21 protein-coding genes and 1 pseudogene are annotated in these 25,238 nt (G+C 70.9%); 18 read left to right on the top strand and 4 right to left on the bottom strand.

Annotated elements, in window-relative coordinates:
• Window positions 1-145 precede the first annotated feature (145 nt).
• Window positions 146-1,564: a sugar porter family MFS transporter gene (locus tag BT364_RS23650; protein WP_072487247.1), complete on the top strand. Its 1,419-nt coding sequence runs from the start codon at window positions 146-148 to the stop codon at window positions 1,562-1,564.
• Here the strand turns inward: BT364_RS23650 and BT364_RS23645 are convergent.
• Both BT364_RS23645 and BT364_RS23640 read right to left on the bottom strand, forming a co-directional pair.
• Window positions 1,561-2,535, bottom strand: a complete 975-nt coding sequence (locus BT364_RS23645) for an LLM class flavin-dependent oxidoreductase (RefSeq protein WP_072487246.1) — start codon at window positions 2,533-2,535, stop codon at window positions 1,561-1,563. The two genes, BT364_RS23650 and BT364_RS23645, sit on opposite strands and share 4 nt — an antisense overlap.
• Window positions 2,536-2,592: 57 nt before the next feature.
• A complete protein-coding gene (locus BT364_RS23640; protein ID WP_072487245.1) occupies window positions 2,593-4,008 on the bottom strand; it encodes a purine-cytosine permease family protein in 1,416 nt (471 codons plus the stop codon).
• A gap of 109 nt (window positions 4,009-4,117) precedes the next feature.
• Here BT364_RS23640 and ftsY point away from each other — a divergent pair, with 109 nt between their 5' ends.
• Complete coding sequence (ftsY, locus tag BT364_RS23635; protein WP_072487244.1) at window positions 4,118-5,329, top strand: signal recognition particle-docking protein FtsY; 1,212 nt, start codon at window positions 4,118-4,120, stop codon at window positions 5,327-5,329.
• Window positions 5,330-5,427: 98 nt separating this feature from the next.
• On the opposite strand, the gene BT364_RS23630 is transcribed toward ftsY, so the two are convergent.
• Entirely contained in the window at window positions 5,428-6,087 is a 660-nt protein-coding gene (locus BT364_RS23630; protein ID WP_072487243.1) for a bifunctional DNA primase/polymerase, read from the bottom strand.
• Between the two features lie 431 nt (window positions 6,088-6,518).
• On the opposite strand from BT364_RS23630, the gene nsdA reads away from it, so the two are divergent.
• The 6 genes from nsdA to ftsH all read left to right on the top strand — a co-directional run bounded on the left by nsdA (window position 6,519) and on the right by ftsH (window position 16,337).
• Window positions 6,519-7,994 carry a transcriptional repressor NsdA gene (gene nsdA, locus BT364_RS23625; RefSeq protein ID WP_072487242.1) on the top strand — a complete coding sequence of 492 codons (1,476 nt, stop codon included), beginning with the start codon at window positions 6,519-6,521 and terminating at the stop codon, window positions 7,992-7,994.
• A 368-nt stretch (window positions 7,995-8,362) separates the two neighbouring features.
• Window positions 8,363-9,715, top strand: coding sequence for an ammonium transporter (locus tag BT364_RS23620; RefSeq protein WP_072487241.1), 1,353 nt, complete (start codon window positions 8,363-8,365; stop codon window positions 9,713-9,715).
• On the top strand, window positions 9,712-10,050 hold the full coding sequence (locus BT364_RS23615) for a P-II family nitrogen regulator (protein ID WP_072487240.1): 339 nt from the start codon (window positions 9,712-9,714) through the stop codon (window positions 10,048-10,050). The genes BT364_RS23620 and BT364_RS23615 overlap by 4 nt, the downstream gene beginning before the upstream one ends.
• A gap of 29 nt (window positions 10,051-10,079) precedes the next feature.
• Window positions 10,080-12,536 (top strand): [protein-PII] uridylyltransferase, encoded by a 2,457-nt coding sequence (locus tag BT364_RS23610; protein WP_072487239.1) that lies wholly within the window; start codon window positions 10,080-10,082, stop codon window positions 12,534-12,536.
• A 117-nt stretch (window positions 12,537-12,653) separates the two neighbouring features.
• Window positions 12,654-14,201 (top strand): signal recognition particle protein, encoded by a 1,548-nt coding sequence (gene ffh / locus BT364_RS23605; protein ID WP_072487238.1) that lies wholly within the window; start codon window positions 12,654-12,656, stop codon window positions 14,199-14,201.
• A gap of 222 nt (window positions 14,202-14,423) precedes the next feature.
• Entirely contained in the window at window positions 14,424-16,337 is a 1,914-nt protein-coding gene (gene ftsH, locus BT364_RS23600; protein WP_072487237.1) for an ATP-dependent zinc metalloprotease FtsH, read from the top strand.
• Window positions 16,338-16,353: 16 nt separating this feature from the next.
• Here the strand turns inward: ftsH and BT364_RS23595 are convergent, their stop codons facing one another.
• Window positions 16,354-17,214 (bottom strand): class I SAM-dependent methyltransferase, encoded by an 861-nt coding sequence (locus BT364_RS23595; RefSeq protein WP_072487236.1) that lies wholly within the window; start codon window positions 17,212-17,214, stop codon window positions 16,354-16,356.
• 239 nt (window positions 17,215-17,453) lie between these two features.
• Between BT364_RS23595 and BT364_RS23590 the strand changes: the two are divergent.
• From BT364_RS23590 to lepB (BT364_RS23545), 10 genes and pseudogenes are all read left to right on the top strand, one after another.
• A pseudogene (locus BT364_RS23590) lies at window positions 17,454-18,404 on the top strand (hypothetical protein).
• A 228-nt stretch (window positions 18,405-18,632) separates the two neighbouring features.
• Complete coding sequence (locus BT364_RS23585) at window positions 18,633-19,226, top strand: hypothetical protein (protein ID WP_072487235.1); 594 nt, start codon at window positions 18,633-18,635, stop codon at window positions 19,224-19,226.
• A 157-nt stretch (window positions 19,227-19,383) separates the two neighbouring features.
• Window positions 19,384-19,827, top strand: a complete 444-nt coding sequence (gene rpsP / locus BT364_RS23580) for a 30S ribosomal protein S16 (protein WP_072487234.1) — start codon at window positions 19,384-19,386, stop codon at window positions 19,825-19,827.
• A 2-nt stretch (window positions 19,828-19,829) separates the two neighbouring features.
• A complete protein-coding gene (locus tag BT364_RS23575; protein WP_005311361.1) occupies window positions 19,830-20,069 on the top strand; it encodes an RNA-binding protein in 240 nt (79 codons plus the stop codon).
• Window positions 20,070-20,148: 79 nt separating this feature from the next.
• Entirely contained in the window at window positions 20,149-20,730 is a 582-nt protein-coding gene (gene rimM, locus BT364_RS23570; RefSeq protein WP_072487233.1) for a ribosome maturation factor RimM, read from the top strand.
• Complete coding sequence (gene trmD / locus BT364_RS23565) at window positions 20,730-21,551, top strand: tRNA (guanosine(37)-N1)-methyltransferase TrmD (protein WP_072487232.1); 822 nt, start codon at window positions 20,730-20,732, stop codon at window positions 21,549-21,551. Before rimM ends, trmD begins: the two co-directional genes overlap by 1 nt.
• A 128-nt stretch (window positions 21,552-21,679) precedes the next feature.
• Window positions 21,680-22,030 (top strand): 50S ribosomal protein L19, encoded by a 351-nt coding sequence (rplS, locus tag BT364_RS23560; RefSeq protein WP_072487231.1) that lies wholly within the window; start codon window positions 21,680-21,682, stop codon window positions 22,028-22,030.
• A gap of 45 nt (window positions 22,031-22,075) precedes the next feature.
• Window positions 22,076-22,846 carry a signal peptidase I gene (gene lepB, locus BT364_RS23555; protein WP_072487230.1) on the top strand — a complete coding sequence of 257 codons (771 nt, stop codon included), beginning with the start codon at window positions 22,076-22,078 and terminating at the stop codon, window positions 22,844-22,846.
• Window positions 22,839-23,915, top strand: coding sequence for a signal peptidase I (lepB, locus tag BT364_RS23550; protein ID WP_072487330.1), 1,077 nt, complete (start codon window positions 22,839-22,841; stop codon window positions 23,913-23,915). The genes lepB (BT364_RS23555) and lepB (BT364_RS23550) overlap by 8 nt, the downstream gene beginning before the upstream one ends.
• Window positions 23,815-24,714, top strand: a complete 900-nt coding sequence (gene lepB / locus BT364_RS23545) for a signal peptidase I (RefSeq protein WP_072487229.1) — start codon at window positions 23,815-23,817, stop codon at window positions 24,712-24,714. The genes lepB (BT364_RS23550) and lepB (BT364_RS23545) overlap by 101 nt, the downstream gene beginning before the upstream one ends.
• The last annotated feature ends 524 nt before the right edge of the window (window positions 24,715-25,238 follow it).

The following is a 25,238-nucleotide window of genomic DNA, read 5'->3' as shown; positions in this document are numbered from 1 at the left end:
CGGTTTCGAATATTTGCTTCGAAACAGGGTGAATGATCTCTGCGGCGTCGGTTTTACCTTCAAGTGGTGGCAGTGGGGAAGGTATGCGCCACTTGGAAGAGTTCGCCCCCACACCTGACGAAGCGGCCAGGCATCAGGAGCTCATGTGACCGACACATCGCAGGGACCGGCGTCCGGAGCCCGAGCGGCCCACCCGGACCACCTCGGCCATGTCATCTTCATCACCGCGGCCGCCGCCATGGGCGGATTCCTGTTCGGCTACGACAGCTCCGTCATCAACGGCGCCGTCGAGGCGATCCGCAGTCGCTACGACATCGGCTCGGGAACGCTCGCCCAGGTGATCGCCATCGCCCTGATCGGCTGTGCGATCGGCGCGGCCACCGCGGGGCGCATCGCCGACCGCATCGGCCGTATCCGCTGCATGCAGATCGCCTCCGTGCTCTTCACCATCAGCGCCGTCGGTTCCGCGCTCCCGTTCGCGCTCTGGGACCTGGCGATGTGGCGCGTCATCGGCGGCTTCGCCATCGGCATGGCCTCCGTGATCGGCCCCGCGTACATCGCGGAGGTCTCGCCGCCCGCCTACCGCGGCCGGCTCGGCTCCTTCCAGCAGGCGGCGATCGTCGTCGGCATCGCCATCTCCCAGCTGGTCAACTACGGCATCCTGCAGCTCGCCGACGGCGACCAGCGCGGAAAGATCGGCGGCCTCGAAGCCTGGCAGTGGATGCTCGGCGTGATGGTCGTCCCGGCCGTCCTGTACGGGCTCCTGTCCTTCGCGATCCCCGAGTCGCCGCGGTTCCTGATCTCGGTCGGCAAGAAGGACCGGGCGCGGAAGATCCTGGAGGAGGTCGAGGGCAGGAGCGTCGACCTCGATGCCCGGGTGACCGAGATCGAGACCGCGATGCACCGCGAGCACAAGTCCAAGTTCACGGACCTGCTCGGCGGCCGCTTCGGCTTCCTGCCGATCGTCTGGGTCGGTATCGGGCTCTCGGTCTTCCAGCAACTCGTCGGCATCAACGTGGCGTTCTACTACTCGGCGACGCTCTGGCAGTCCGTCGGCATCGACCCGACCGCCTCGTTCTTCTGGTCGTTCACCACGTCCATCATCAACATCATCGGCACTGTCATCGCGATGGTCCTGGTGGACCGGGTGGGCCGCAAGCCGCTCGCCCTGGTGGGCTCCACCGGCATGGCCATCGCCCTCTCCTTCGAGGCCTGGGCCTTCTCCGCCGACCTGGTCGACGGCAAACTGCCCAGCACCCAGGGCGCCGTGGCGCTCGTCGCGGCCCATGTGTTCGTGCTTTTCTTCGCGCTGTCGTGGGGTGTCGTCGTCTGGGTCTTCCTCGGCGAGATGTTTCCCAACAAGATCCGTGCCGCCGCGCTCGGCGTCGCCGCGTCCGCGCAGTGGATCGCCAACTGGGCGATCACCGCGAGCTTCCCGAGCCTGTCCGACTGGAACCTGTCGGGCACGTACATCATCTACGCGTGCTTCGCCACGCTCTCGATCCCCTTCGTGCTCAAGTTCGTGAAGGAGACCAAGGGCAAGGCGCTGGAGGAGATGGGCTAGGGCGCATCCGGTGCGACCGCCTCGCAGAACAGCCGCAGGCTGCGCCATCCCTCCTCGACCGGCATCCCGCCGCACAGCGGATGCAGCACCAGGCTGTCCAGCTCCGCTGCCGCCGCGGCGCACTCCCCGGGGGTGACGACCCGGTAGACCCCCTCGGCCCGCAGTTCCGGCACCGTCGTCGCCGCCGAACGCACGGCGGAGCGGATGTCCTTGGACTGCCAGGAGGCGTAGGTGCGCGCCTCGTGCAGGAAGTACTCGCCGTACTCCGCCCAGGTACGGTCCGGGTCCTCGGAGACGTGCAGCAGCGGTGTCTCGGCGGCGGGCATCATGCAGAAGCCGTCCGTCCCGAACTCGGCACGCCGCTCCTGGTAGTACGCCTCCAGCTCCGGCAGATGCGCGCTCGGGAAGAACGGCAGCCCGAACCGGGCCGCCCGCCGCGCCGCCGCCCGCGAACTGCCGCCCACCAGCAGCAGCGGGTGGGGCCGGGTGTACGGGCGCGGCGTGACGCGCACCGTACGGCCCCGGTACGGGAACGGCTCACCGGTCCACGCCTGCAGCAGCGTCTCCAGGAGCTCGTCCTGGAGCCTGCCGCGCCGGCCCCACTCGACGCCCGCCTGTTCGTACTCCTCGGGCCGGTAGCCGATCCCCGCCACCGTCACCAGCCGGCCGGCGCTCAGCAGGTCCAGGACCGCGATGTCCTCGGCCAGCCGCAGCGGGTCGTGCAGCGGGCCGATGATCGCCGAGACGGTGACCGCGATCCGGCGGGTGGCGCCGAAGACCGAGCCGGCGAAGACGAAGGGGGAGGGCAGCCAGGAGTTGGTGGCGCCGTGGTGCTCCTCGGTCTGCACGGTGTCGATGCCGTGCCCGTCGGCGTACGCGGCCATTTCCAGCGCGGCGCGGTAGCGGGCCGAGAGCGGCTCGGGGGTGGCGTCGGGATCGACGAGATTGAACCGGACCACTGTGAAGGCCATGCGACTTGTCCCCATCGTCGGGCGGACTCGGCGGGCGGGACAGTAGCTGATGCAGCGTCAGAAGTGTAGGGGTGCGCCCTCGCCGGGCTCGCCGCCGTCGCCCCGGGCCAGTCCGGTGGGACGCGGCAGGATCGCGTACAGGGCGGCGGAGATGGCGATCGTGGCCGCCCAGCCCAGTCCCTGGCGCCCGATCCAGGTGGTGGCGAGCGGGCCGGTGAACCACCGCACCCCGGTGAAGAGCAGGCCCGTCGCCAGGCCCGCGGCCCACGCGGCCACGGCCGGTACGGCGAAGCCTCCCGTGTACCAGTAGGCACTGGCCGGCGTGGTGTCCAGGAGCGCCGCCGGATCGTACGTACGGCCGCGCAGCAGATCCACGCCGAAGACCCCGATCCACGCGGAGAACGTCACGGCGAGAAGGGTCAGGAAGGAGATGAAGGAATCCAGGAAACCCGCGGCCGTGAGCATCAGCGACGCCGCCAGGAACAGACTGATGGCGGCATTCATCCCGACCGCCCAGGTGCGGGGGACCGGGAATCCCAGCGTCTGCGCGGTGAAACCGGCCGAGTACATCGACATCGCGTTGATCAGCACCATGCCGGCCACGATGAACAGAAGATAGGGCACCGAAAGCCAGTCGGGCAGCAAGGGGCCGATGAACGCGACCGGGTCGCGGGTGACGGCCAGACCCGGCTCGGCGACCGCCATCACGGCCCCCATCAGCACCATCGGTACGTACACGACCCCGGCGCCGCCCACGATCGCCCCGGTCATCGCCCGGCCGGACGCGTCGCGCGGCAGATAGCGGGCGAAGTCGGGGCCCGACGGGGCCCAGCTGATGCCGCCCGCCGCCAGGGTGCCCACCCCGGCGATCATCAGCGCCGGGGGCCCGGCGGGCCTGCCCAGCACGGACCGCCAGTCGGTCGCACCGATCAGATGGACCAGCACCAGCACGCTGACGCCGCCGAAGAGGTACGCCGACCAGGTGCAGCACACCCGCAGCGCCCCCGCGCCCAGCCCCGACACCAGCCAGCTGCATCCCACGAAGGCGAGCAGGGTCACCAGGGTCAGGCGGTGGCCGGCCGTGATGCCGAAGAGCAGACTCAGCACGGCGAGCACCGCGTAGGTGCCGGTGACCGCGTTCACGGTCTCCCAGCCCCAGCGGGCGACCCAGGTCAGCGCGCCGGGCAGCAGATTGCCGCGCTGTCCGAAGACGGCCCGGGAGAGCGCCATGCCGGGCGCCCCGCCCCGGCTGCCCGCGATCGAGACCAGACCGACCAGCCCGAAGCCGATGACCGAGGCGAGGACCGCGACCGTCAGCACCTGCCAGAGATTCAGCCCGTTGAAGACGACGAGCCCGGCGCCGACGCTGAGAAGAAGCACGGTCAGGTTCGCACCGACCCAGGTGGGGAAGAGGGTCCGGACCCGGCCGGTGCGCTCGTTGTCGGGGACGGGCTCCAGGCCGCGAGTCTCCACGGGCAGGATCGTACCTTTACCTCCAAAGGGTGCATAACGCTCAAGGGGACGCCTGAGGGATCCTTCGGGGCGGTCTTCTCGGGCGGACGTGACTGATACTGGGTGGGTTATGGAATTCGTCATCCTTGCTGTAGTCATCGCCCTGGTCGCGGTCGGCGTGATCAGCGGGCTCGTGGTCAGCAGCCGCAAGAAGAAGCAGCTGCCCCCGGCACCGTCGAGCACGCCGACCATCACTCCTCCTGCCGAGCCCCATGTCGGCGAGGAAGCCGAGACGCCGCGCGAGGAACCGCGCCGCACCATCGAGGAGGTCGGCCCGCCCGAGGCCGAGGCTCCCGCCGAGGAGGCCCCCGAGGCCGTCGAGCCGGAGGCGGCCGCCGCCCCCGCCCTCGAAGTGCCCGAGCCCACTGCCGGCCGTCTGGTACGGCTGCGCGCCCGGCTCGCCCGCTCGCAGAACTCCCTCGGCAAGGGGCTGCTCACCCTCCTGTCCCGCGACAACCTCGACGAGGACACCTGGGAGGAGATCGAGGACACCCTCCTCACCGCCGACGTCGGCGTCGCGCCCACCCAGGAACTGGTGGAGCGGCTCCGCGAGCGCGTCCGGGTGCTCGGCACCCGTACCCCCGAAGGGCTGCGCGCGCTGCTGCGCGAGGAGCTCCTCACCCTGCTCGGCACCGACTTCGACCGCGCGGTCAAGACGGAGAGCGGCCTCGACACCCCCGGCGTCGTGATGGTCGTCGGCGTCAACGGCACCGGCAAGACCACCACCACCGGCAAGCTGGCCCGGGTGCTCGTCGCCGACGGCCGCAGCGTCGTGCTCGGCGCGGCCGACACCTTCCGGGCGGCCGCCGCCGACCAGCTCCAGACCTGGGGCGAGCGCGTCGGCGCCCGCACCGTGCGCGGCCCCGAGGGCGGCGACCCCGCGTCGATCGCCTTCGACGCGGTGAAGGAAGGCATCGCCGAGGGCGCCGATGTGGTCCTCATCGACACCGCCGGACGGCTGCACACCAAGACCGGGCTGATGGACGAGCTCGGCAAGGTCAAGCGGGTCGTCGAGAAGCACGGACCGCTCGACGAGGTCCTGCTGGTCCTCGATGCCACGACCGGGCAGAACGGTCTGGTGCAGGCCCGGGTGTTCGCCGAGGTCGTGGACATCACCGGCATCGTGCTCACCAAGCTGGACGGCACCGCCAAGGGCGGCATCGTCGTCGCCGTCCAGCGCGAGCTGGGCGTGCCGGTGAAGCTGGTCGGACTCGGCGAGGGCCCGGACGACCTGGCCCCCTTCGAGCCGGAGGCATTCGTGGACGCCCTGATCGGCGACTGACACCCCGCGCCGCACCCGAAGAGCCCGACCGCATGACGCAAGCAGCGGTCGGGCTCTTCGGTGTTACGGGGCCGGCTCCGGCGTCGGCGTCGGCGCGCTCAGCCGCACAGCGGTGCGCGATGGCAGCTGTACGCCAGCGTGCCGAGCAGCAGCCGGGCCTCCGGCGGCGTGGCCGCCGTGTCCAGCACCGGCGGACGCAGCCAGCGGACCGGGCCCAGACCTCCCTCGTCGGACGGCGGGGCGGTGATGTGGCAGCCGGGCCCCAGCGCCCGCAGGTCCAGCCCCGCGTCGTCCCAGCCCATCCGGTACAGCAGCTGCGGGAGCGCGGCGGCGGCCCCGGGGGCGACGAAGAACTGCGCCCGCCCGGCCGGGGTCACCGCGACCGGGCCGAGCGGCAGCCCCATCCGCTCCATCCGCACCAGGGCGCGGCGCCCGGCCGCCTCGGCGACATCGAGGACGTCGAAGGTGCGGCCCACCGGCAGCAGCATCGAGGCGCCCGGCACCTGGGCCCATGTGCCGGCCGCCGCGTCGAGCGTGGCGCCCGCGGGGACCTCGGGGGCGAAGTCCAGCGGATGGGCGCCGGGGGAGGGGCAGTCCGCCCGCCCGCACGAGCAGCGGCCGGCCGCGGCCCGCGCCCCCGGCGCGACGGCCCAGCCCCACAGTCCCGTGTACTCGGCCACTGCCGTGCACTCGGCCGCACGGCCGCGGCGCCGTGAGCCGGTGCGCATCTCGCGGATGCCGCCGATCGTGAAGCCCATGCCCCCTCCAACGGGTCCGACTCGCCGGTGGTTACGACGCGGGCTTGAGTCGTGACGCTCCGTCGTCGCCGTCGATCCGGAGTGCGCCGGTGACATTCGGGGTCGTACATCATTGTTCATTGTTCGCGCGCCCCGTTCCGCATCACTGCGCCCCCTGCTGATCGCCGCGTGTCAAGTGAATCGCGCCCGACAGAGGTGGCGTTCATTCGAAGGGGTGGCGAATGGTGGCGTTTCTGTAATCGCCCTCGCCCGGGGGTGATCGTAGGATTACCGTCGGTACACGAACCATGGAAGTATGTGCGCCCGTGGGTATGCCGGAGGCAACCCGATTTCCTGTTCGGCGGTGCGCACCCGCCGCATGGGCGGCATCGGCTCAGGGCATTCGGGTAATGGTTCGCGTGACAGATATTCAGCGGGATGGGGGCGTTCCAGTGAGTGGCAGCGGCGCAGGCGATTCGAATGCCGGCAAGCGCCCCAACGGGCAATTGAGCTCATGGTTCGTGCGAAGCGGCTGGTCGAAGGGCGAGCTCGCCCGCCAGGTGAACCGCCGGGCGCGCCAGATGGGTGCCCACCACATCAGCACCGACACCTCCCGGGTGCGGCGCTGGCTCGACGGCGAGCAGCCGCGCGAGCCGATCCCGCGCATCCTCTCCGAGCTCTTCTCGGAGCGCTTCGGCGCCGTCGTCGCCGTGGAGGACCTCGGACTGCGCTCCGCGCACCAGTCGCCGTCCGTGTCCGGCGTCGACCTGCCCTGGGCCGGCCCGCAGACCGTCGCCCTGCTCAGCGAGTTCTCCCGCAGCGACCTCATGCTCGCCCGCCGGGGATTCCTCGGCTCCTCGCTCGCCCTGGCCGCCGGACCCGCGCTCATCGAGCCCATGCAGCGCTGGCTGGTGCCCGTCTCCACCGCCGGCTCCGCGGAACCGGAACCCGCGGCTGCGGCCCGCCGCCCCTCCCGGCTTTCCGGCCCCGAGCTCGATCTGCTGGAGTCCACCACCGCGATGTTCCGCCAGTGGGACGCGCAGTGCGGCGGCGGGCTGCGCCGCAAGGCCGTCGTCGGACAGCTCCACGAGGTCACCGACCTGCTCCAGGAGCCACAGCCGGAGGGCACCGCCAAGCGGCTCTTCCGGTGCGCCGCCGAGCTGGCCGAGCTGGCGGGCTGGATGAGCTACGACGTCGGCCTCCAGCCCACCGCCCAGAAGTACTTCGTCCTCGCGCTCCACGCCGCCAAGGAGGCCGGTGACAAACCGCTGGGCTCGTACATCCTGTCCAGCATGAGCCGCCAGATGATCCACCTCGGACGGCCCGACGACGCCCTCGAACTGATCCACCTCGCGCAGTACGGCAGCCGGGACTGCGCCACCCCGCGCACCCAGGCCATGCTGTATGCGATGGAGGCCCGCGCGTACGCCAACATGGGCCAGCCCAGCAAGTGCAAGCGAGCCGTCCGGATGGCCGAGGACACCTTTCTCGACGTGGGGATCGACGGCGAGCCCGAGCCCGACTGGATCCGCTTCTTCTCGGAGGCCGAGCTCAACGGCGAGAACTCCCACTCCTTCCGCGACCTCGCCTATGTGGCGGGCCGCAGCCCCACGTACGCCACGCTCGCCGAGCCCCTGATGGAGAAGGCCGTCCGGCTCTTCGGCGAGGACGACGAGCACCAGCGTTCGTACGCGCTCAACCTGATCGGCCTCGCCACCGTCCACCTCCTCAAGCGCGAGCCCGAACAGTCCACGATCCTGGCCGAGCAGGCCCTGCGCGTAGCCAGGAAGATCCGCTCCGAGCGCGTCAACACCCGGCTCCGCAAGACCGTCGACACCGCCGCCAGGGACTTCGGGGACATCGCCGAAGTCGCCAGGCTCACCGATCTCCTCACCGAGCAGCTGCCGGAGACCGCGGAAGCGGTCTGAGCAGCCCCCGGCCCCGGCCACGGCGACCACCCCGCACAGACCGACTTCGGCTCCCCCAACTGCCAGGTCAGCGGGTGGTCGGCGTGGCCGGTTCGCGTTGCCGTGCCCGTACGCAAGAGTCGTAACCGCACCGTATGCGGCCCCGGCCGCGGGATGGGCCCGGCACCGGTCGCGCCGCCGTCGGTTCATGGCGGCGTAACACACCCGACCTCTTCGTCACCGCCGTGAAACACCGTGCGGCATCGGCGGAAACCGCGCTGGGCGAATCTCGTGGCCATAACCGGCCCGCACCTTTTCCCCAGTGGTCCCGCACGTGGTGCCGCTCCCGATCGCCCGCACGCGGCCGCACCGACGACGAGGAGACGCCGATGCCCCCAGGCATCACGACGCTTGCCGCAGACACCCCGACCCTGTCTGCCGCCAACACCGGGTTCATGCTCATCTGCTCCGCCCTGGTGATGCTCATGACCCCGGCCCTGGCCTTCTTCTACGGAGGCATGGTTCGCGTCAAGAGCACCCTCAACATGCTGATGATGAGCTTCATCAGCCTCGGGATCGTCACGATCCTGTGGGTGCTCTACGGATTCGGCCTCGCCTTCGGCGCCGACATCGGCTCCGTCGTCGGCTGGAGCTCGGACTACCTCGGCCTCAGCGGGATCGGCGTCACCCAGCTCTGGGACGGCTACACCATCCCGGTCTATGTCTTCGCCGTCTTCCAGCTGATGTTCGCCGTGCTCACCCCGGCCCTGATCAGCGGTGCCCTCGCCGACCGGGTCAAATTCACCTCCTGGGCCCTGTTCATCACGCTCTGGGTCACCGTCGTCTACTTCCCCGTCGCCCACTGGGTCTGGGGCGCGGGCGGCTGGCTGTACGAGATGGGGGTCATCGACTTCGCGGGCGGTACCGCCGTCCACATCAACGCCGGTGCGGCGGCGCTCGGCGTGATCCTCGTCATCGGCAAGCGCGTCGGCTTCAAGAAGGACCCGATGCGGCCGCACAGCCTGCCGCTCGTCATGCTCGGTGCCGGTCTGCTCTGGTTCGGCTGGTTCGGCTTCAACGCCGGCTCGTGGCTCGGCAACGACGACGGCGTCGGCGCGGTGATGTTCGTCAACACCCAGGTCGCCACCGCCGCCGCGATGCTCGCCTGGCTCGGCTACGAGAAGCTCCGCCACGGCTCCTTCACCACCCTCGGCGCGGCCTCCGGCGCGGTCGCGGGACTCGTCGCCATCACCCCGTCCGGCGGTGCGGTCAGCCCGCTCGGCGCCATCGCGGTCGGCGCGATCGCCGGTGTGCTCTGCGCCATGGCCGTCGGCCTGAAGTACCGGTTCGGCTACGACGACTCGCTGGACGTGGTCGGCGTCCACCTCGTCGGCGGCATCGCGGGCTCCCTCCTCGTCGGCCTCTTCGCCACCGGCGGCGTCCAGTCCGACGCCAAGGGCCTCTTCTACGGCGGCGGCCTCGAACAGCTCGGCAAGCAGGCCGTCGGCGTCTTCGCCGTGCTCGCGTACTCTCTGGTCGTCTCCGCGGTCCTGGCCTTCCTGCTGGACCGGACGATCGGGATGCGGGTCCCCGAGGACGACGAGATCTCCGGCATCGACCAGGTCGAACACGCCGAGACCGCGTACGACTTCAGCGGAGCGGGCGGCGGCGCGGCCCCGCGCACCACGAGCCCGGCCCCGGGCAACACGGCAGCAGCGAAGACGAAGAGGGTGGACGCATGAAGCTCATCACCGCAGTCGTGAAGCCACACCGGCTGGACGAGATCAAGGAGGCCCTCCAGGCCTTCGGTGTCCAGGGCCTCACGGTCACGGAAGCCAGCGGATACGGGCGCCAGCGCGGCCACACCGAGGTCTACCGGGGTGCCGAGTACACCGTGGACCTCGTGCCCAAGATCCGTATCGAGGTCCTGGTCGAGGACGAGGACTCCGAACAGCTCATCGACCTCGTCGTGAAGGCCGCCCGCACCGGCAAGATCGGTGACGGCAAGGTCTGGAGCGTGCCGGTCGACACCGCGGTCCGGGTACGGACCGGCGAACGCGGCCCGGACGCACTCTGACCGACGCTCCCGAGACGAAAGGCAGCCGGATGACGAGCACCGGAACGACCACCGAATCCGCAGACTCGCAGCCCGGCGGCTACGCGGCGGCCCGGCTGCGCCTCCTCCAGGAGAAGGCGCGGTCCGGGCCGCCGCGCCGTGCGGCCCTCGCGGCGCTCACCGACGACTGGCTCACCGCGCTGTTCACCGCCGCCGCCCGGCAGACCGGCGTCCAGGGCGCCGCCCTCGTCGCCGTCGGCGGCTACGGACGCGCCGGTCTCTCCCCGCGCAGCGACCTCGACCTGCTGCTCCTGCACGACGGGAACGCCGCCCCCGCGGCCGTCGCCGCCCTCGCCGACAGCGTCTGGTACCCCGTCTGGGACCTCGGCCTCGCCCTCGACCACTCCGTACGCACCCCCGCCGAGGCCCGCAGGACAGCCGGCGAGGACCTCAAGGTCCAGCTCGGACTGCTCGACGCCCGGCCCGTCGCCGGGGACCTCGGACTCGTCGCCGCGATGCGCACCGCGATCCTCGCCGACTGGCGCAACCAGGCCGCCAAGCGCCTGCCCGCACTCCATGAGCTCTGCCGCGAACGCGCTGAACGCCAGGGCGAGTTGAGGTTCCTCCTCGAACCCGACCTCAAGGAGGCCCGCGGCGGACTGCGGGACGCCACCGCCCTGCGCGCCGTCGCCGCGTCCTGGGTCGCCGACGCCCCCCGCGAAGGGCTCGCCGAAGCCCGCCGCGTCCTGCTCGACGCCCGCGACGCCCTCCACCTCACCACCGGCCGCGCCACCGACCGCCTCGCCCTCCAGGAACAGGACCAGGTCGCCGGCGAGCTCGGCCTGCTGGACGCCGACGCCCTGCTCCGCCAGGTCTACGAGGCCGCCCGCACCATCTCGTACGCCACCGACGTCACCTGGCGCGAGGTCGAACGCGTGCTGCGCGCCCGGTCCGTGCGCCCCCGGCTGCGCGCCATGCTGGGCGGCGGCCGGGGGACCGCGCCGGAACGCACCCCGCTCGCCGAGGGCGTCGTCGAGGCCGACGGCGAGGTGGTCCTCGCCCGCACCGCCCGCCCCGAACGCGACCCCGTGCTCGTGCTCCGCGCCGCCGCCGCGGCCGCCCAGTCCGAGCTCCCGCTCTCCCGCCACGTCGTACGCCGGCTCGCCACCGCCGCGCACCCGCTCCCGGTGCCCTGGCCCGCCGAGGCCCGCGAGGAACTCGTCACCCTCCTCGGCGCGGGCGAGGCCACCGTCCCCGTCTGGGAGGCGCTCGAAGCCGAAGGGCTGATCACCCGGCTGCTCCCGGACTGGGAACGCGTCCACTGCCGCCCCCAGCGCAACCCCGTCCACACCTGGACCGTCGACCGCCACCTCGTCGAAGCGGCCGTCCGCGCCTCCGCCCTCACCCGCCGCGTCCAGCGCCCCGACCTTCTCCTCGTCGCCGCACTCCTGCACGACATCGGCAAGGGCTGGCCCGGCGACCACTCCGCGGCCGGTGAGGTCATCGCCCGGGACATGGCCGCCCGGATCGGCTTCGACCAGCACGATGTGGGCGTCATCGCCACCCTCGTACGCCACCACCTGCTGCTCGTCGAGACCGCCACCCGGCGCGACCTCGACGACCCGGCGACCGTCCGCTCCGTCGCCGACGCGGTCCGGAGCACCACCACCCTGGAGCTCCTGCACGCGCTCACCGAGGCCGACGCCCTCGCCACCGGGCCCGCCGCCTGGTCCCCCTGGCGTGCCTCCCTCGTCGCCGACCTCGTGGGGCGGGTCGCCGCCGTGCTCGCCGGCCGGGCCCCGCAGGAACCGGAACCCGCCGCACCCGGCGCCGAACAGGAACGCCTCGCCGTCGAGGCCCTGCGCACCGGCGGACCCGTACTCGCCCTGCGCGCCCAGAGCGAGGCCCCGAACGAGGACGGCGAACCGGAACCCGTCGGCGTCGAGCTCCGGATCGCCCTGCCCGACCGGCCCGGCGTGCTGCCCGCGACGGCCGGCGTCCTCGCCCTGCACCGCCTCACCGTGCGCGCCGCCGACCTGCGCGCCGTGGAGCTCCCCACCGAGCTGGGTGAGAGCGCGGACCTGCTGCTGCTCAGCTGGCGGGTCGCGGCCGAGTACGGCTCGCTGCCGCAGGCCGCCCGGCTCCGCGCCGACCTCGTACGCGCCCTGGACGGCTCCCTGGACATCCGGGCCAGGCTCGCCGAGCGCGAGGCCGCCTATCCGCGCCGCCGCGGGATGAAGGCCCCGCCGCCGAGGGTGACCGTCGCGGCGGCCGGCTCCCGGCTGGCCACCGTGATCGAGGTGCGGGCCCAGGACGCCCCGGGACTGCTGCACCGGATCGGCCGGGCGCTGGAGAGCAGCGGGGTACGGGTGCGCAGCGCGCATGTGTCGACCCTGGGGGCGAACGCGGTGGACGCCTTCTACGTCACGGACACGGACGGGAAGCCGCTGCCCGAGGAGCGGGCACTCGCCGTGGCGAACGCGGTGGAGGCCGCGCTGCGGGCGTGAGGCGTGGCCGTGCCCCGCGCCCGGGATTTCCCGGGCAGGGGTCATCGTTTCTTCCGAGCCGGATACCCTGGGGTACCGAATCCACTTTGCCCCCGACCCTGAGGACCGACGAGCGCCGTGTTCGATACTCTCTCCGACCGCCTTGCCGCGACTTTCAAGAACCTCAGGGGCAAGGGCCGCTTGTCCGAGGCGGACATCGACGCCACGGCTCGCGAGATCCGTATCGCCCTGCTCGAAGCGGATGTCGCGCTGCCCGTCGTCCGCGCCTTCATCGCCAACGTCAAGGAGCGGGCGCGCGGCGCCGAGGTCTCCCAGGCGCTGAACCCGGCCCAGCAGGTCGTCAAGATCGTCAACGAGGAGCTCGTCGGGATCCTCGGCGGCGAGACCCGGCGGCTGCGGTTCGCCAAGAACCCGCCCACCGTGATCATGCTCGCCGGTCTCCAGGGCGCCGGTAAGACCACCCTCGCCGGAAAGCTCGGCCTCTGGCTCAAGGGCCAGGGCCACTCCCCGCTGCTCGTCGCCTGTGACCTCCAGCGCCCCAACGCCGTCAACCAGCTCAGCGTCGTCGCCGACCGCGCCGGTGTCGCGGTGTACGCGCCCGAGCCGGGCAACGGGGTCGGTGACCCGGTCCAGGTCGCCAAGGACTCGATCGAGCACGCCCGGTCCAAGCAGTACGACGTCGTCGTCGTCGACACCGCGGGCCGCCTCGGTATCGACCAGGAGCTGATGCAGCAGGCCGCGGACATCCGCGACGCCGTCAGCCCGGACGAGATCCTCTTCGTCGTCGACGCGATGATCGGCCAGGACGCGGTCAACACCGCCGAGGCCTTCCGCGACGGCGTCGGCTTCGACGGCGTGGTGCTCTCCAAGCTCGACGGTGACGCCCGCGGTGGTGCGGCCCTGTCGATCGCCCATGTCACGGGCAAGCAGATCATGTTCGCGTCGAACGGTGAGAAGCTCGACGAGTTCGACGCCTTCCACCCCGACCGCATGGCGTCCCGCATCCTCGACATGGGTGACCTGCTCACCCTGATCGAGCAGGCGGAGAAGACCTTCAGCCAGGAAGAGGCCGCCAAAATGGCCTCCAAGCTGGCGTCCAGCAAGGGCAAAGACTTCACGCTCGACGACTTCCTGTCCCAGATGGAGCAGGTCAGGAAGATGGGCTCCATCTCCAAGCTGCTCGGCATGCTGCCCGGCATGGGGCAGATCAAGGACCAGATCAACAACATCGACGAGCGCGACGTGGACCGTGCCGCCGCGATCATCAAGTCGATGACCCCGAAGGAGCGCGCCGAGCCGACGATCATCAACGGCTCGCGCCGGGCACGCATCGCCAAGGGCTCCGGTGTCGAGGTCAGCGCGGTGAAGAACCTGGTGGAGCGGTTCTTCGACGCCCGCAAGATGATGTCGAAGATGGCCCAGGGCGGCGGCATGCCGGGGATGCCCGGCATGCCGGGCATGGGCGGTGGGCCCGGCCGGCAGAAGAAGCAGGTCAAGCAGGCCAAGGGCAAGCGCAAGAGCGGCAACCCGATGAAGCGCAAGGCCGAGGAGCAGGCCGCGGCGGCCCGTCGCGAGCAGGCGGCGCAGGGCGGCGCGTTCGGTCTGCCGGCGCAGGACGACAAGAACTTCGAGCTGCCGGACGAGTTCAAGAAGTTCATGGGCTGAACCGGCCCGTGGTTCGACGGGCCATGACGGCCCGGTGATGTCCCGAAGGGGCGCCCGCTTTCCGGCGGGCGCCCCCTTCGGCGTATACGGCCCCGGAGCGACCGCCGCGGCCACGGCTGTCGTGCGCCGTCCCTCCAAGAGCCCATCCGGCAGACTCCGGGAGGGCTTTGCCCGCATTCCTCCCTTACTGTCGCTTCAACGGCTGTCGGCAGAGGAGCACGCGTGACCAACCCCGTACCGCCCCGCGACCGGACCGATCAGCCCTGGCGTTCCGAGGGCGCCCCGCCGCCCCCGACACCGGGCCGGAAGATGCCGGGTGGCTGGGGCGGACTGCTGCTGACCGCGCTGGCCGTCTATCTGATCGCCAACCTGGTGCTCTCCTTCTTCAACGGGGAGAAGGAGCGGACGATCGCGTACACCGAGTTCAGCAAGCAGGTCACCTCGGGCAATGTCTCCAAGATCTACTCCAAGGGCGACGCCATCGAGGGGCAGCTCAAGAAGGAGGCGAAGGTCCCGGGGAGCGACGAGAAGTACACCAAGTTCGTCACCCAGCGGCCGGCCTTCGCGGACGACAACCTCTGGGCCGAACTGGTCAAGGACGACGTCACGGTCACCGCCGAGCCGGTCGTCCAGCAGCGCAGCTTCCTCGCCAACCTGCTGATCTCGCTCGCGCCCATGCTGCTCCTCGTCGTGCTCTGGGTGTTCATCGCCCGGCGGATGTCCAGGGGCATGGGTGGCGGGATGGGCGGCTTCGGGCGCAAGACCCCGCCCAAACCCGTCGAACCGGAGGGCGCCAAGCGCACCACCTTCAAGGACGTGGCCGGGATCGACGAGGTCGAGGGCGAGCTCAACGACGTCGTGGACTTCCTGAAGAACCCGCAGGCGTACCGGAGGATGGGCGCCCGGATGCCCGGCGGGGTGCTGCTCGCGGGACCGCCCGGCACCGGCAAGACCCTGCTGGCCAGGGCCGTCGCCGGTGAGGCCGGAGTGCCGTTCTTCTCGGCGTCGGCCTCCGAGTTCATCGAGATGATCGTCGGCGTCGGCGCGAGCCGGGTCCGGGAACTCTTCGCGGAGGCGCGCAAGGTCGCCCCCGCCATCGTCTTCATCGACGAGATCGACACCATCGGCCGGGCCCGCGGCGGCGGCTCCGGCATGGGCGGCCACGACGAGCGCGAGCAGACGCTCAACCAGATCCTCACCGAGATGGACGGCTTCTCCGGATCGGAGGGCGTAGTCGTGCTCGCCGCCACCAACCGCGCCGACGTGCTCGACCCCGCGCTCACCCGGCCCGGCCGTTTCGACCGGATCGTCCAGGTCAGCCCGCCGGACCGGAGCGGCCGGGAGGCGATCCTGGAGATCCACACCCGGCAGATCCCGCTCGCCGAGGATGTGAACCTGGCCCAGGTGGCCGGTACGACCCCCGGAATGACCGGCGCGGATCTGGCCAACCTGGCCAACGAGGCCGCGCTCCTGGCGGTCAAGCGGCAGCAGTCCGAGGTCACCCAGCCCGACTTCTCGGACGCCCTGGAGAAGGTCCAGCTCGGCGCGGAACGCTCACTGGTCATGTCCGACGAGGAACGCCGCCGGACCGCGTACCACGAGAGCGGCCACGCCCTGCTCGGCATGCTCCAGCCCGGCGCCGACCCGGTCCGCAAGGTCACCATCGTGCCGCGCGGCCGCGCCCTGGGTGTCACGCTCTCGACGCCGGACGCCGACAAGTACGCGTACACCGAGGAGTACCTGCGCGGCCGCATCGTCGGGGCGCTCGGCGGCATGGCGGCCGAGCAGGTGGTCTTCGACGTGATCACCACCGGCGCCGAGAGCGATCTGGAACAGGTCACCAACCTGGCCCGCGGCATGGTCGGCCGCTGGGGCATGAGTCACAAGGTGGGCAGGCTGACGGCGATCCCGGGCGACGCCCAGCAGGCGTACGGACTCTCGGCGGCCCCCGCCACGCTCGACGCGGTGGACGGCGAGATGCGGCGGATCGTCGACGAGTGCTACGAGGTGGCCTGCCGGCTCCTGCGCGAGAACCGGGACCGGCTGGACTCGCTGTCCGCCGCGCTCCTGGCCAACGAGACGCTGGACGAGGCCGAGGCCTACCGGGCGGCCGGCATCACCCGCCTGTCCAAGTAGCGGACGCCGCGGTTGCTCAGGTGGTGCACACGAGATAGCGGAAGACGTTCGGCATCCAGATCGTGCCGTCCCGGCGCCGGTGCGGATGAAGGGCCTGTGCGACCTCCTTCTCCACCTGGGCCCGGTCCGTCGCCAGCACCGCAGCGTCGAAGAGCCGGGTGGAGAGCAGCCCCCGCACCGCGCTGTCCGTGTCCGCGTACCCGAACGGGCAGGCCACCCGGCCCGAGCCGTCGGGATTCAGGCCGGCCCGGAACGCCAGCTCCTCCAGGTCGTCCCGGCCCGACGGCCGCCAGCCGCCGGTGCGCGGGGCCCGGTCCCGGTCGGGCAGCCGCCCCGCCACCCGCAGCACGGGCGCCGTCGCACAGCGCTCCGGCGGGCCCCAGCCGGTGAGCACCACGGTGCTGCCCCGCGCGGCCAGCGGCACCGCGGACCGCAGCGCGGCCACCAGCCCCTCGCCGTCGTCAAAGGAGCAGCCGATCGGAGTGAACGCGGTGATCAGGGTGTACGGCGTTCCGTCGGCCGGCCGGGCCGCGGACGGATCACCTTCCAGCAGCCTCGGATGCCCGGCCGGGGGCCCGGCATCGCTCCCGGGATCGGGCAGCAGCCGGGCCCGGGCGAGCGCCAGCCGTTCGAGGTCGGTGTCCACTCCGGTGACGTGCGCCCCGCGGGCGGCCGCGATCAGCAGCGCGAGACCGGAGCCGCAGCCGAGGGAGAGCAGCCGGGTGCCGGCTCCCACTTCGAGCCGCTCGTACACCGCCTCGTACAGCGGTGCCAGCATCCGCTCCTGGATCTCGGCCCAGTCCCGGGCACGGTTTCCGGGGTCCGTTCGGGTGGACGTCTCCGCGTGGCTGTGGTGCCGGACGAGCGTTGGTGTCATGGAAAGCGCCCCAATCCGCCGAAGGTCGGCCGTGTCCGATCGGTAGTGCCCGAATGGTTGCTCCCCCGTGTACATGTGTGCCCGCTTCCCCCGTATGTCAGAGAACTGCGCATCCGCTGCCGCGTCCAGGGGGCCGATGGCAATGGTTGTGTGCCGCGGTGGTGCGTCCGTGGGGAAGGCGCCCGGCACCGGGGCCCGTCGCCCCGTGCGGTGGGCGGTGTCGCCGTACGATGCGCGCCATGGCAAAGGCACCCGTTCTCACGCCCCAGGCCGAGGACTTTCCCCGCTGGTACCAGGATCTGATCAACAAGGCCGAACTCGCGGACAACGGCCCGGTGCGCGGCACCATGGTCATCCGGCCGTACGGATACAGCCTGTGGGAGCGGATGCAGCAGGAGATGGATGCCCGGATCAAAAAGGCCGGCGCCCGCAACGCCTACTTCCCGCTCTTCATCCCCCAGTCTTACCTGACACGCGAGGCCGAGCACGTCGAAGGCTTCGCACCGGAGCTCGCGACGGTCACCCACGGCGGCGGGAAAGAGCTCGAAGAGCCCGTGGTGGTGCGGCCGACCTCCGAAACGATCATCAATGAATACTTCTCGAAGTGGGTGCAGAGCTACCGCGATCTGCCGCTCCTGATCAACCAGTGGGCGAACGTCGTGTGCTGGGAGATGCGCCCGCGGGTGTTCCTCCGTACGACGGAATTCCTCTGGTAGGAGGGCCACACCGCCCATGCCACCGACGAGGAGGTCCGGGAATTCGCCGCGTACATCCACCGCGAGGTGTACGCCGACTTCATGGTCAATGTGCTGGGCATCGACGTGGTCCTCGGTCGCAAGACCACCGCGATGCTGGCCCGGCGCGTTCCCGGCGGCAAGGAGCCGGTCCCGGCCGAGGCCCTGCCCGCTCTGCTCCCGGCGGTCCTGGAGGAGGACCAGGCGGCGCTGCTGCGGGAGTCCCGGAGTCGGCGCGAGTCGGCCACCAGCGAGGTCGCGACCGTGGAGGAGGCCGTGGAGGCGGCGGTCGCGGGCGGCTGGGCCCGTATCGCCTGGTCGGCCCTCGGCCCGGCGGGGGAGGCCCGGCTCGCGGAACACGGGGTGTCGGTACGGTGCCTGGTCGCCGGGGACGGGTCGGTGCCCGACTCCGACGACGCGCCCGGTACTGTCGCCCTGGTGGCACGCGCCTACTGACGCCCCACCCCGCCGCCCCGGACGTCCGGCGCCCCGGCGTACGGTGGCCGCCTGCGCGCCCGGCGTACGCGTCACTACGTACCACCTTGGTGCGAGCTGTGAGGCTTCTCCGCAGTTCTGCGCACCCGCCCTCGTCGGGGCGCATCAAGGGCAACTGACTGGTACGTGCAAATTATTTGGGATGGCCCGGAATCGGAACACCGGGGCACTCGTGCTCGTTGTCACGACGTGAGCACGACACCACCTGTACTTGCCGCAGAGCTGGCGCAGGCGTGGGCCGACATTCAGCGGTACCACCCCGAGCTGCCGGATCTTGCCGCGCCCGAGTCCCTGATCGGAGAGTCCTCGTCCGCCTGCGGCGCCGAGCTCTCCTTCGAGCGACTGCTGCATGAGGCAGTCCACGGCATCGCCGCCGCGCGAGGCGTCCGCGACACTTCGCGCGCCGGCCGCTACCACAACCGCAGATTCCTCGCGATCGCCGAGGAGTTGGGCCTCGACCATGCCGAGGAGCCCCACCCCAGCAGCGGCTTCTCGCTCGTCGCCCTCAACCCCGAGGCCAAGCGACGGTACCGCCCGACGATCGAGCGGCTGCAGCGCGCCCTCAAGGCGCACACGGTCGCGACCGCCGCCGACACCAAGCGTTCCTTCCGCGGGCCGGCCGCCCGGCACGGCTCCTCCGGTGGCGGCGTCCGCGTCAAGGCCGTCTGCGACTGCGGGCGCAATGTGCGGGTCGTCCCGTCGGTCCTGGCGCAGGCGCCGATCGTCTGCGGAGGCTGCGGAAAGCCCTTCCGAATCCCGGAAGCCGCAGTCGCGGTGGGGTGACCCGACGCGGTGTGGCACAATGGCTAGCTGTACTCGACAGTCGCACAGGACCCCTCTCTCCTCCGGCTGACGCGTCCATCGGGCACCCGAGTACCGCAACCCCACGTGGCATCTTCGTTGTGCCCAACCACGTCATAGACCAGGAGACACCACTTCCGTGGCAGTCAAGATCAAGCTGAAGCGTCTGGGCAAGATCCGTTCGCCTCACTACCGCATCGTCGTCGCCGACTCCCGTACCCGCCGTGACGGCCGGGCCATCGAGGAGATCGGCCTGTACCACCCGGTGCAGAACCCCTCGCGCATCGAGGTCAACTCGGAGCGTGCGCAGTACTGGCTGTCCGTCGGCGCCCAGCCGACCGAGCCGGTTCTCGCGATCCTGAAGCTCACCGGTGACTGGCAGGCCCACAAGGGTCTCCCGGCCCCCGCGCCGCTGCTGCAGCCGGAGCCCAAGGCCGACAAGCGCGCCCTGTTCGAGGCCCTGACCAAGGACGGCGGCGACGAGTCCAAGGGCGAGGCCATCACGCAGAAGGCGAAGAAGTCCGACAAGAAGGCGGACGAGGCTGCTGACGCGGCTGCGCCCGCCGAGTCGACCGAGGCCTGAGCATGCTCGAGGAGGCTCTCGAGCACCTCGTGAAGGGCATCGTCGACAACCCTGACGATGTGCAGGTCGCCTCGCGCAACCTGCGCCGTGGCCGCGTGCTGGAGGTCCGGGTCCATCCCGACGACCTCGGCAAGGTGATCGGCCGCAACGGCCGCACCGCACGCGCGCTGCGCACCGTCGTGGGCGCCATCGGCGGCCGTGGCATCCGCGTCGACCTCGTCGATGTGGATCAGGTTCGCTGACAGAGTTGAACACCGGCACGGGCCGGGGAGGGCCATGCGCCCGCCCCGGCCCGTCGTCGTACGACAGGAGAGACACAAGGTGCAGTTGGTAGTCGCGCGGATCGGCCGTGCCCATGGCATCAAGGGCGAGGTCACCGTCGAGGTCCGTACGGACGAGCCGGAGCTGCGGCTCGGGCCCGGGGCCGTGCTCGCCACCGAACCGGCCGGCGCCGGACCGCTGACGATCGAGACCGGCCGGGTGCACAGCGGACGGCTGCTGCTGCGCTTCGAGGGCGTCCGCGACCGTACGGCTGCCGAGGCCCTGCGCAACACGCTCCTGATCGCCGAGGTCGACCCGGCGGAACTCCCCGAGGACCCCGAGGAGTTCTACGACCATCAGCTGATGGACCTCGACGTGGTCCTCGCCGACGGCACCGCGATCGGCCGGATCACCGAGATCACCCACCTGCCGTCCCAGGACCTCTTCATCGTCGAGCGGCCGGACGGCAGCGAGGTGATGATCCCGTTCGTCGAGGAGATCGTCACCGAGATCGATCTGGCGGAGCAGCGCGCGGTGATCACCCCGCCGCCCGGCCTGATCGACGCGAGCCAGGCCGTGATCGCCTCCGCGCGGGACGAAGAGGGCGACGACGGGGCTCCCGCGGCCGGGAAGGACGCCTGATGCGCCTCGATGTCGTCACGATCTTCCCCGAGTACCTGGAACCGCTGAACGTCTCCCTCGTCGGCAAGGCCCGCGCACGCGGGCGCCTCGACGTCCATGTGCACGACCTGCGCGACTGGACCTACGACCGGCACAACACCGTCGACGACACCCCGTACGGCGGCGGCCCCGGCATGGTCATGAAGACCGAGCCGTGGGGCGAGGCGCTGGACGACGCCCTGGCCGGCGGATACGAGGCCGGGGCGCACTCGCCGGTGCTCGTGGTGCCGACGCCGAGCGGCCGTCCGTTCACCCAGGAGCTCGCCGTCGAGCTCTCCGAGCGGCCGTGGCTGATCTTCACGCCGGCCCGCTACGAGGGCATCGACCGGCGAGTGATGGACGAGTACGCCACCCGGATGCCGGTGATCGAGGTGTCCATCGGCGACTATGTGCTGGCCGGTGGGGAAGCAGCGGTACTGGTGATCACGGAGGCGGTCGCCCGGCTGCTGCCCGGGGTGCTCGGCAACGCCGAATCGCACCGGGACGACTCCTTCGCCCCCGGCGCGATGGCCAATCTGCTGGAGGGGCCCGTCTACACCAAGCCCCCCGAGTGGCGCGGCCGGGAGATCCCCGAGGTGCTGCTCAGCGGTCACCACGGGCGGATCGCCCGCTGGCGCCGGGACGAGGCGTTCCGTCGTACCGCCCTCAACCGGCCCGATCTGATCGAGCGCTGCGACGCCGCGGGGTTCGACAAGAAGGACCGCGAGATGCTCTCCATCCTCGGCTGGACACCCGAGCCCGGTGGCCGATTTTGGCGCAGGCCCGAGGCCGTGGAAGAATAGGCCGCTGCTGTACGTCCGGTGTACGCCCCTGCCACAGGGGGAACGACGTCCGCCCGACGCGATCAGCACCCCCATTTCTCACTCTCTCCCGTCGATGACCTGTGGCATCGGCGAAGAAAGCAGACAACATGGCTTCCCTGCTCGATGGCGTCAACGCCGCATCGCTGCGTACCGACATCCCGTCGTTCCGCCCCGGTGACACCGTCAACGTCCACGTCCGAGTGATCGAGGGCAACCGCTCCCGTATCCAGCAGTTCAAGGGCGTAGTCATCCGTCGCCAGGGTGCGGGCGTCAGCGAGACCTTCACGGTCCGCAAGGTCTCCTTCAGCGTCGGCGTCGAGCGCACCTTCCCGGTGCACAGCCCGATCTTCGAGAAGATCGAGCTCGTCACCCGCGGTGACGTCCGTCGCGCCAAGCTGTACTACCTCCGTGAGCTGCGCGGCAAGGCCGCGAAGATCAAGGAGAAGCGCGACAACTGAGCTGACTCCCAGGTCCACAGGACGGCCGGATAGGCTCTGGCCCCGATGGACACGGAAGCAAAGCCCTCGGAGCGCGACCGCTCCTCCGCACCCGCAACGGCGCCGGAGGAGGGGTCGCGCTCCTCGCGTATCCCGGACCGGCCGGCCGCCCCGATGACCTGGCGCCGGACCGCGGCGCTCGGCGCCGTCTGCGCGGTCTTCGTACTGCTCCTGAGCAACTACGTGGTGCAGCCCTTCCTGATCCCCAGCGGCTCGATGGAGCCCACGCTGCGGGTGGGGGACCGGGTGCTGGTGAACAAACTGGCCTACCGTTCCGGCTCCGTGCCGCAACGCGGCGACGTGGTGGTCTTTGACGGCACCGGATCCTTTGTGCAGGAGCCCCCGCAGCAGAACCCCGTCACCGGTCTGGTGCACTCGGTGGCCGCGTCCCTGGGCCTCGTGGAGCCCGTCGAGACCGACTACGTGAAGCGGGTGGTGGGCGTGGGCGGTGACCGGGTGGTCTGCTGCGACAAGCGGGGCCGGGTCGAGGTGAACGGCCGGCCGGTCGCCGAGGGCTACCTGTATCCGGGGGACGCGGCCTCCGAGGTCCGCTTCGACATCGTCGTCCCCGACGGCACGCTGTGGATGATGGGCGACCACCGGAGCAACTCCCGCGACTCGCGTGACCACCTGGGCGAGCCGGGCGGCGGCATGGTCCCCGTCGACATGGTGATCGGCAGGGTGGACTGGATCGGCTGGCCGCCCAGCCGGGTGGGCTCGCTGCCGGACAGCGCCGCCTTCTCCGCCGTACGGGCGCCGGGTGGGGGTCGTGGGTAACCGCGGCCGCGGACGGCGCGGGTCGTCCGGCCCGGGAATACCGCCGCCCGGTACCGGGCCGACGGCCGCGCGTTCGCTGCCCACCAGGGCGGAGCGGCGGAAGCTGGCCCGCAAGGTCCGGCGACGGCGGCGCGGGGCCGCCGTGGGGGAGATCCCGCTGCTCGTCCTCGTGGCGCTGCTGATCGCGCTCGTGCTCAAGACCTTCCTGGTGCAGGCCTTCGTGATCCCTTCGGGATCGATGGAGCAGACCATCCGGATCGGTGACCGGGTGCTCGTGGACAAACTGACGCCCTGGTTCGGATCCAGGCCCGAGCGCGGCGACGTCGTCGTCTTCAAGGACCCGGGGCGCTGGCTGAACCAGGAGAACGTCGGCAAGAAGGAGTCGCCCGTCGTCGTCAAGCAGGCGAAGGAGGTGCTGACCTTCATCGGGCTGCTGCCCTCCGACGACGAACAGGATCTGATCAAGCGGGTGATCGCGGTCGGCGGCGACACGGTGGAGTGCTGCGGCAAGGACGGCCGGATCAACGTCAACGGTGTACCGCTCGACGAGCCCTATCTGTATCCGGGGAACCCTCCCTCCCTCATCAAATTCGAGGTAAAGGTTCCGCAGGGCCGGATCTTCGTGATGGGCGACCACCGGTCCGACTCCGCCGATTCCCGCTATCACCTGGACGAGCCGGAACACGGCACGGTCTCCGAGGACCAGGTCGTGGGACGGGCCGTCGTGATCGCCTGGCCCTTCGGCCACTGGCGAAAACTGGAGGAGCCGACAACCTTCGGCCAGGTCCCGGACGCGCGCGCCGGGACAGCTGCCGCGCCGGGCCCGTCGAATAGTGTGTCGTCCCGGGATCCGAACGGAATGAGTCCTCTCCCGACCCCTGCGGAACTTCCGCTCGTTATGGGAATGGTGGGCCTGCACCGGCTAGGGCGCAGGCGGTGGCACGGAATAAGGAGTGGATGTGGGGGATTTGGCCGTCGGTGCACGATCCGGACACGAAGAACCCGAGGACCGGCCGGATCATTCGGGCAATGCCGGGTCTGCCGGGGCGACGGGCCACGCGGGGAGTGACGGCGACACCCCGGACGGCGGTGGCAGGCCGGCGAAGAAGCCACGCTCCTTCTGGAAGGAGCTGCCGCTGCTCATCGTCATCGCACTCGTTCTCGCGCTGCTGATCAAGACGTTCCTGGTGCAGGCGTTCTCGATCCCCTCGGACTCGATGCAGAACACGCTCCAGCGGGGCGACCGGGTGCTGGTGGACAAGCTGACCCCCTGGTTCGGCGCGGAGCCCGAGCGTGGCGAGGTCGTGGTCTTCCACGACCCGGGCGGCTGGCTGGACGAGACCCCGGAGGTCCATCCGAATGTGGTCCAGAAGGTTCTCAGCTTCATCGGGCTGATGCCGTCCACCGAGGAGAAGGACCTGATCAAGCGGGTCATCGCCATCGGCGGCGACACGGTGGAGTGCAAGGAGAACGGCCCGGTCGTGGTCAACGGCACGGCCTTGGACGAGCAGTCGTTCATCTTCCCGGGCAACACCCCCTGCAACGACGCGCCCTTCGGCCCGATCAAGGTGCCCGAGGGCCGGATCTGGGTGATGGGCGACCACCGACAGGACTCCCGCGACTCCCGCTACCACCAGGAGCTGCCGGGCGACGGCACGGTCTCCAACGACGAGGTGGTCGGCCGGGCCATCGTCGTGGCGTGGCCGATCAACCGCTGGGCGACCCTGCCCGTCCCGAAGACCTTCGACCAGCCGGGCCTGAACGCGGCGATGGCCGTGGCGCCCGGCGCGATCGGCATCGCCGGAGCCGTGCCGATCGTGCTCTGGCGGCGCAGGCGGGCCGGCCTGGATTCCGGTCGGCAGCGGTGACCGATGGCCTGGCATGATCCGTTGAATCATGCCGACCGGCAGGGTGCGTGATGTCGTTGATGTCGTTGCGACCAAGGCATCGGCAAGATCGAGTAGGACCGACCGGCAATTGGGGGGTGGGTGAAGGAGCGGGGCTGGGTGCGTGCAGCTGCAAGGCGGAGGATTGAGGCAACGCAATGGGGTCTCCCCTGCTCGAGCGAAGCCGAGAGCTTGGGGAAGTTGTTGATTGACGACAACGCGGCAGATGTGCGTGCCCAGCCCCGCGACGCCGCCCCCCAATTGCCGGTCGGTCTAAATGCAAGGATTCCCGCCGGGTGTTCTTCATAGGATCTTGACGGCCGATCAGTACAGCTGCGCAGAGTGTGAAGATCTCCGTCCGGGTGGGCCCCGGCCACCACCCGTCACGGTGGGATCGGCAGGTTCGGCTCCAGCCGGACGGTACGGATGAACCGCCCTCCGGTTTCTCGGCGAGCACGCTGAGCAACCGGAGGGCGGTTGTCGGTGGTGGGAGGCTGGGGATGCCC

Origin of the sequence: Streptomyces atratus, from assembly GCF_900119365.1 — a bacterium.
GTDB classification, from domain to species: domain Bacteria; phylum Actinomycetota; class Actinomycetes; order Streptomycetales; family Streptomycetaceae; genus Streptomyces; species Streptomyces atratus_B.
The sequence above is the reverse complement of the archived record's forward strand: the minus strand, read 5'-3'. Positions and strand labels throughout refer to the sequence as shown.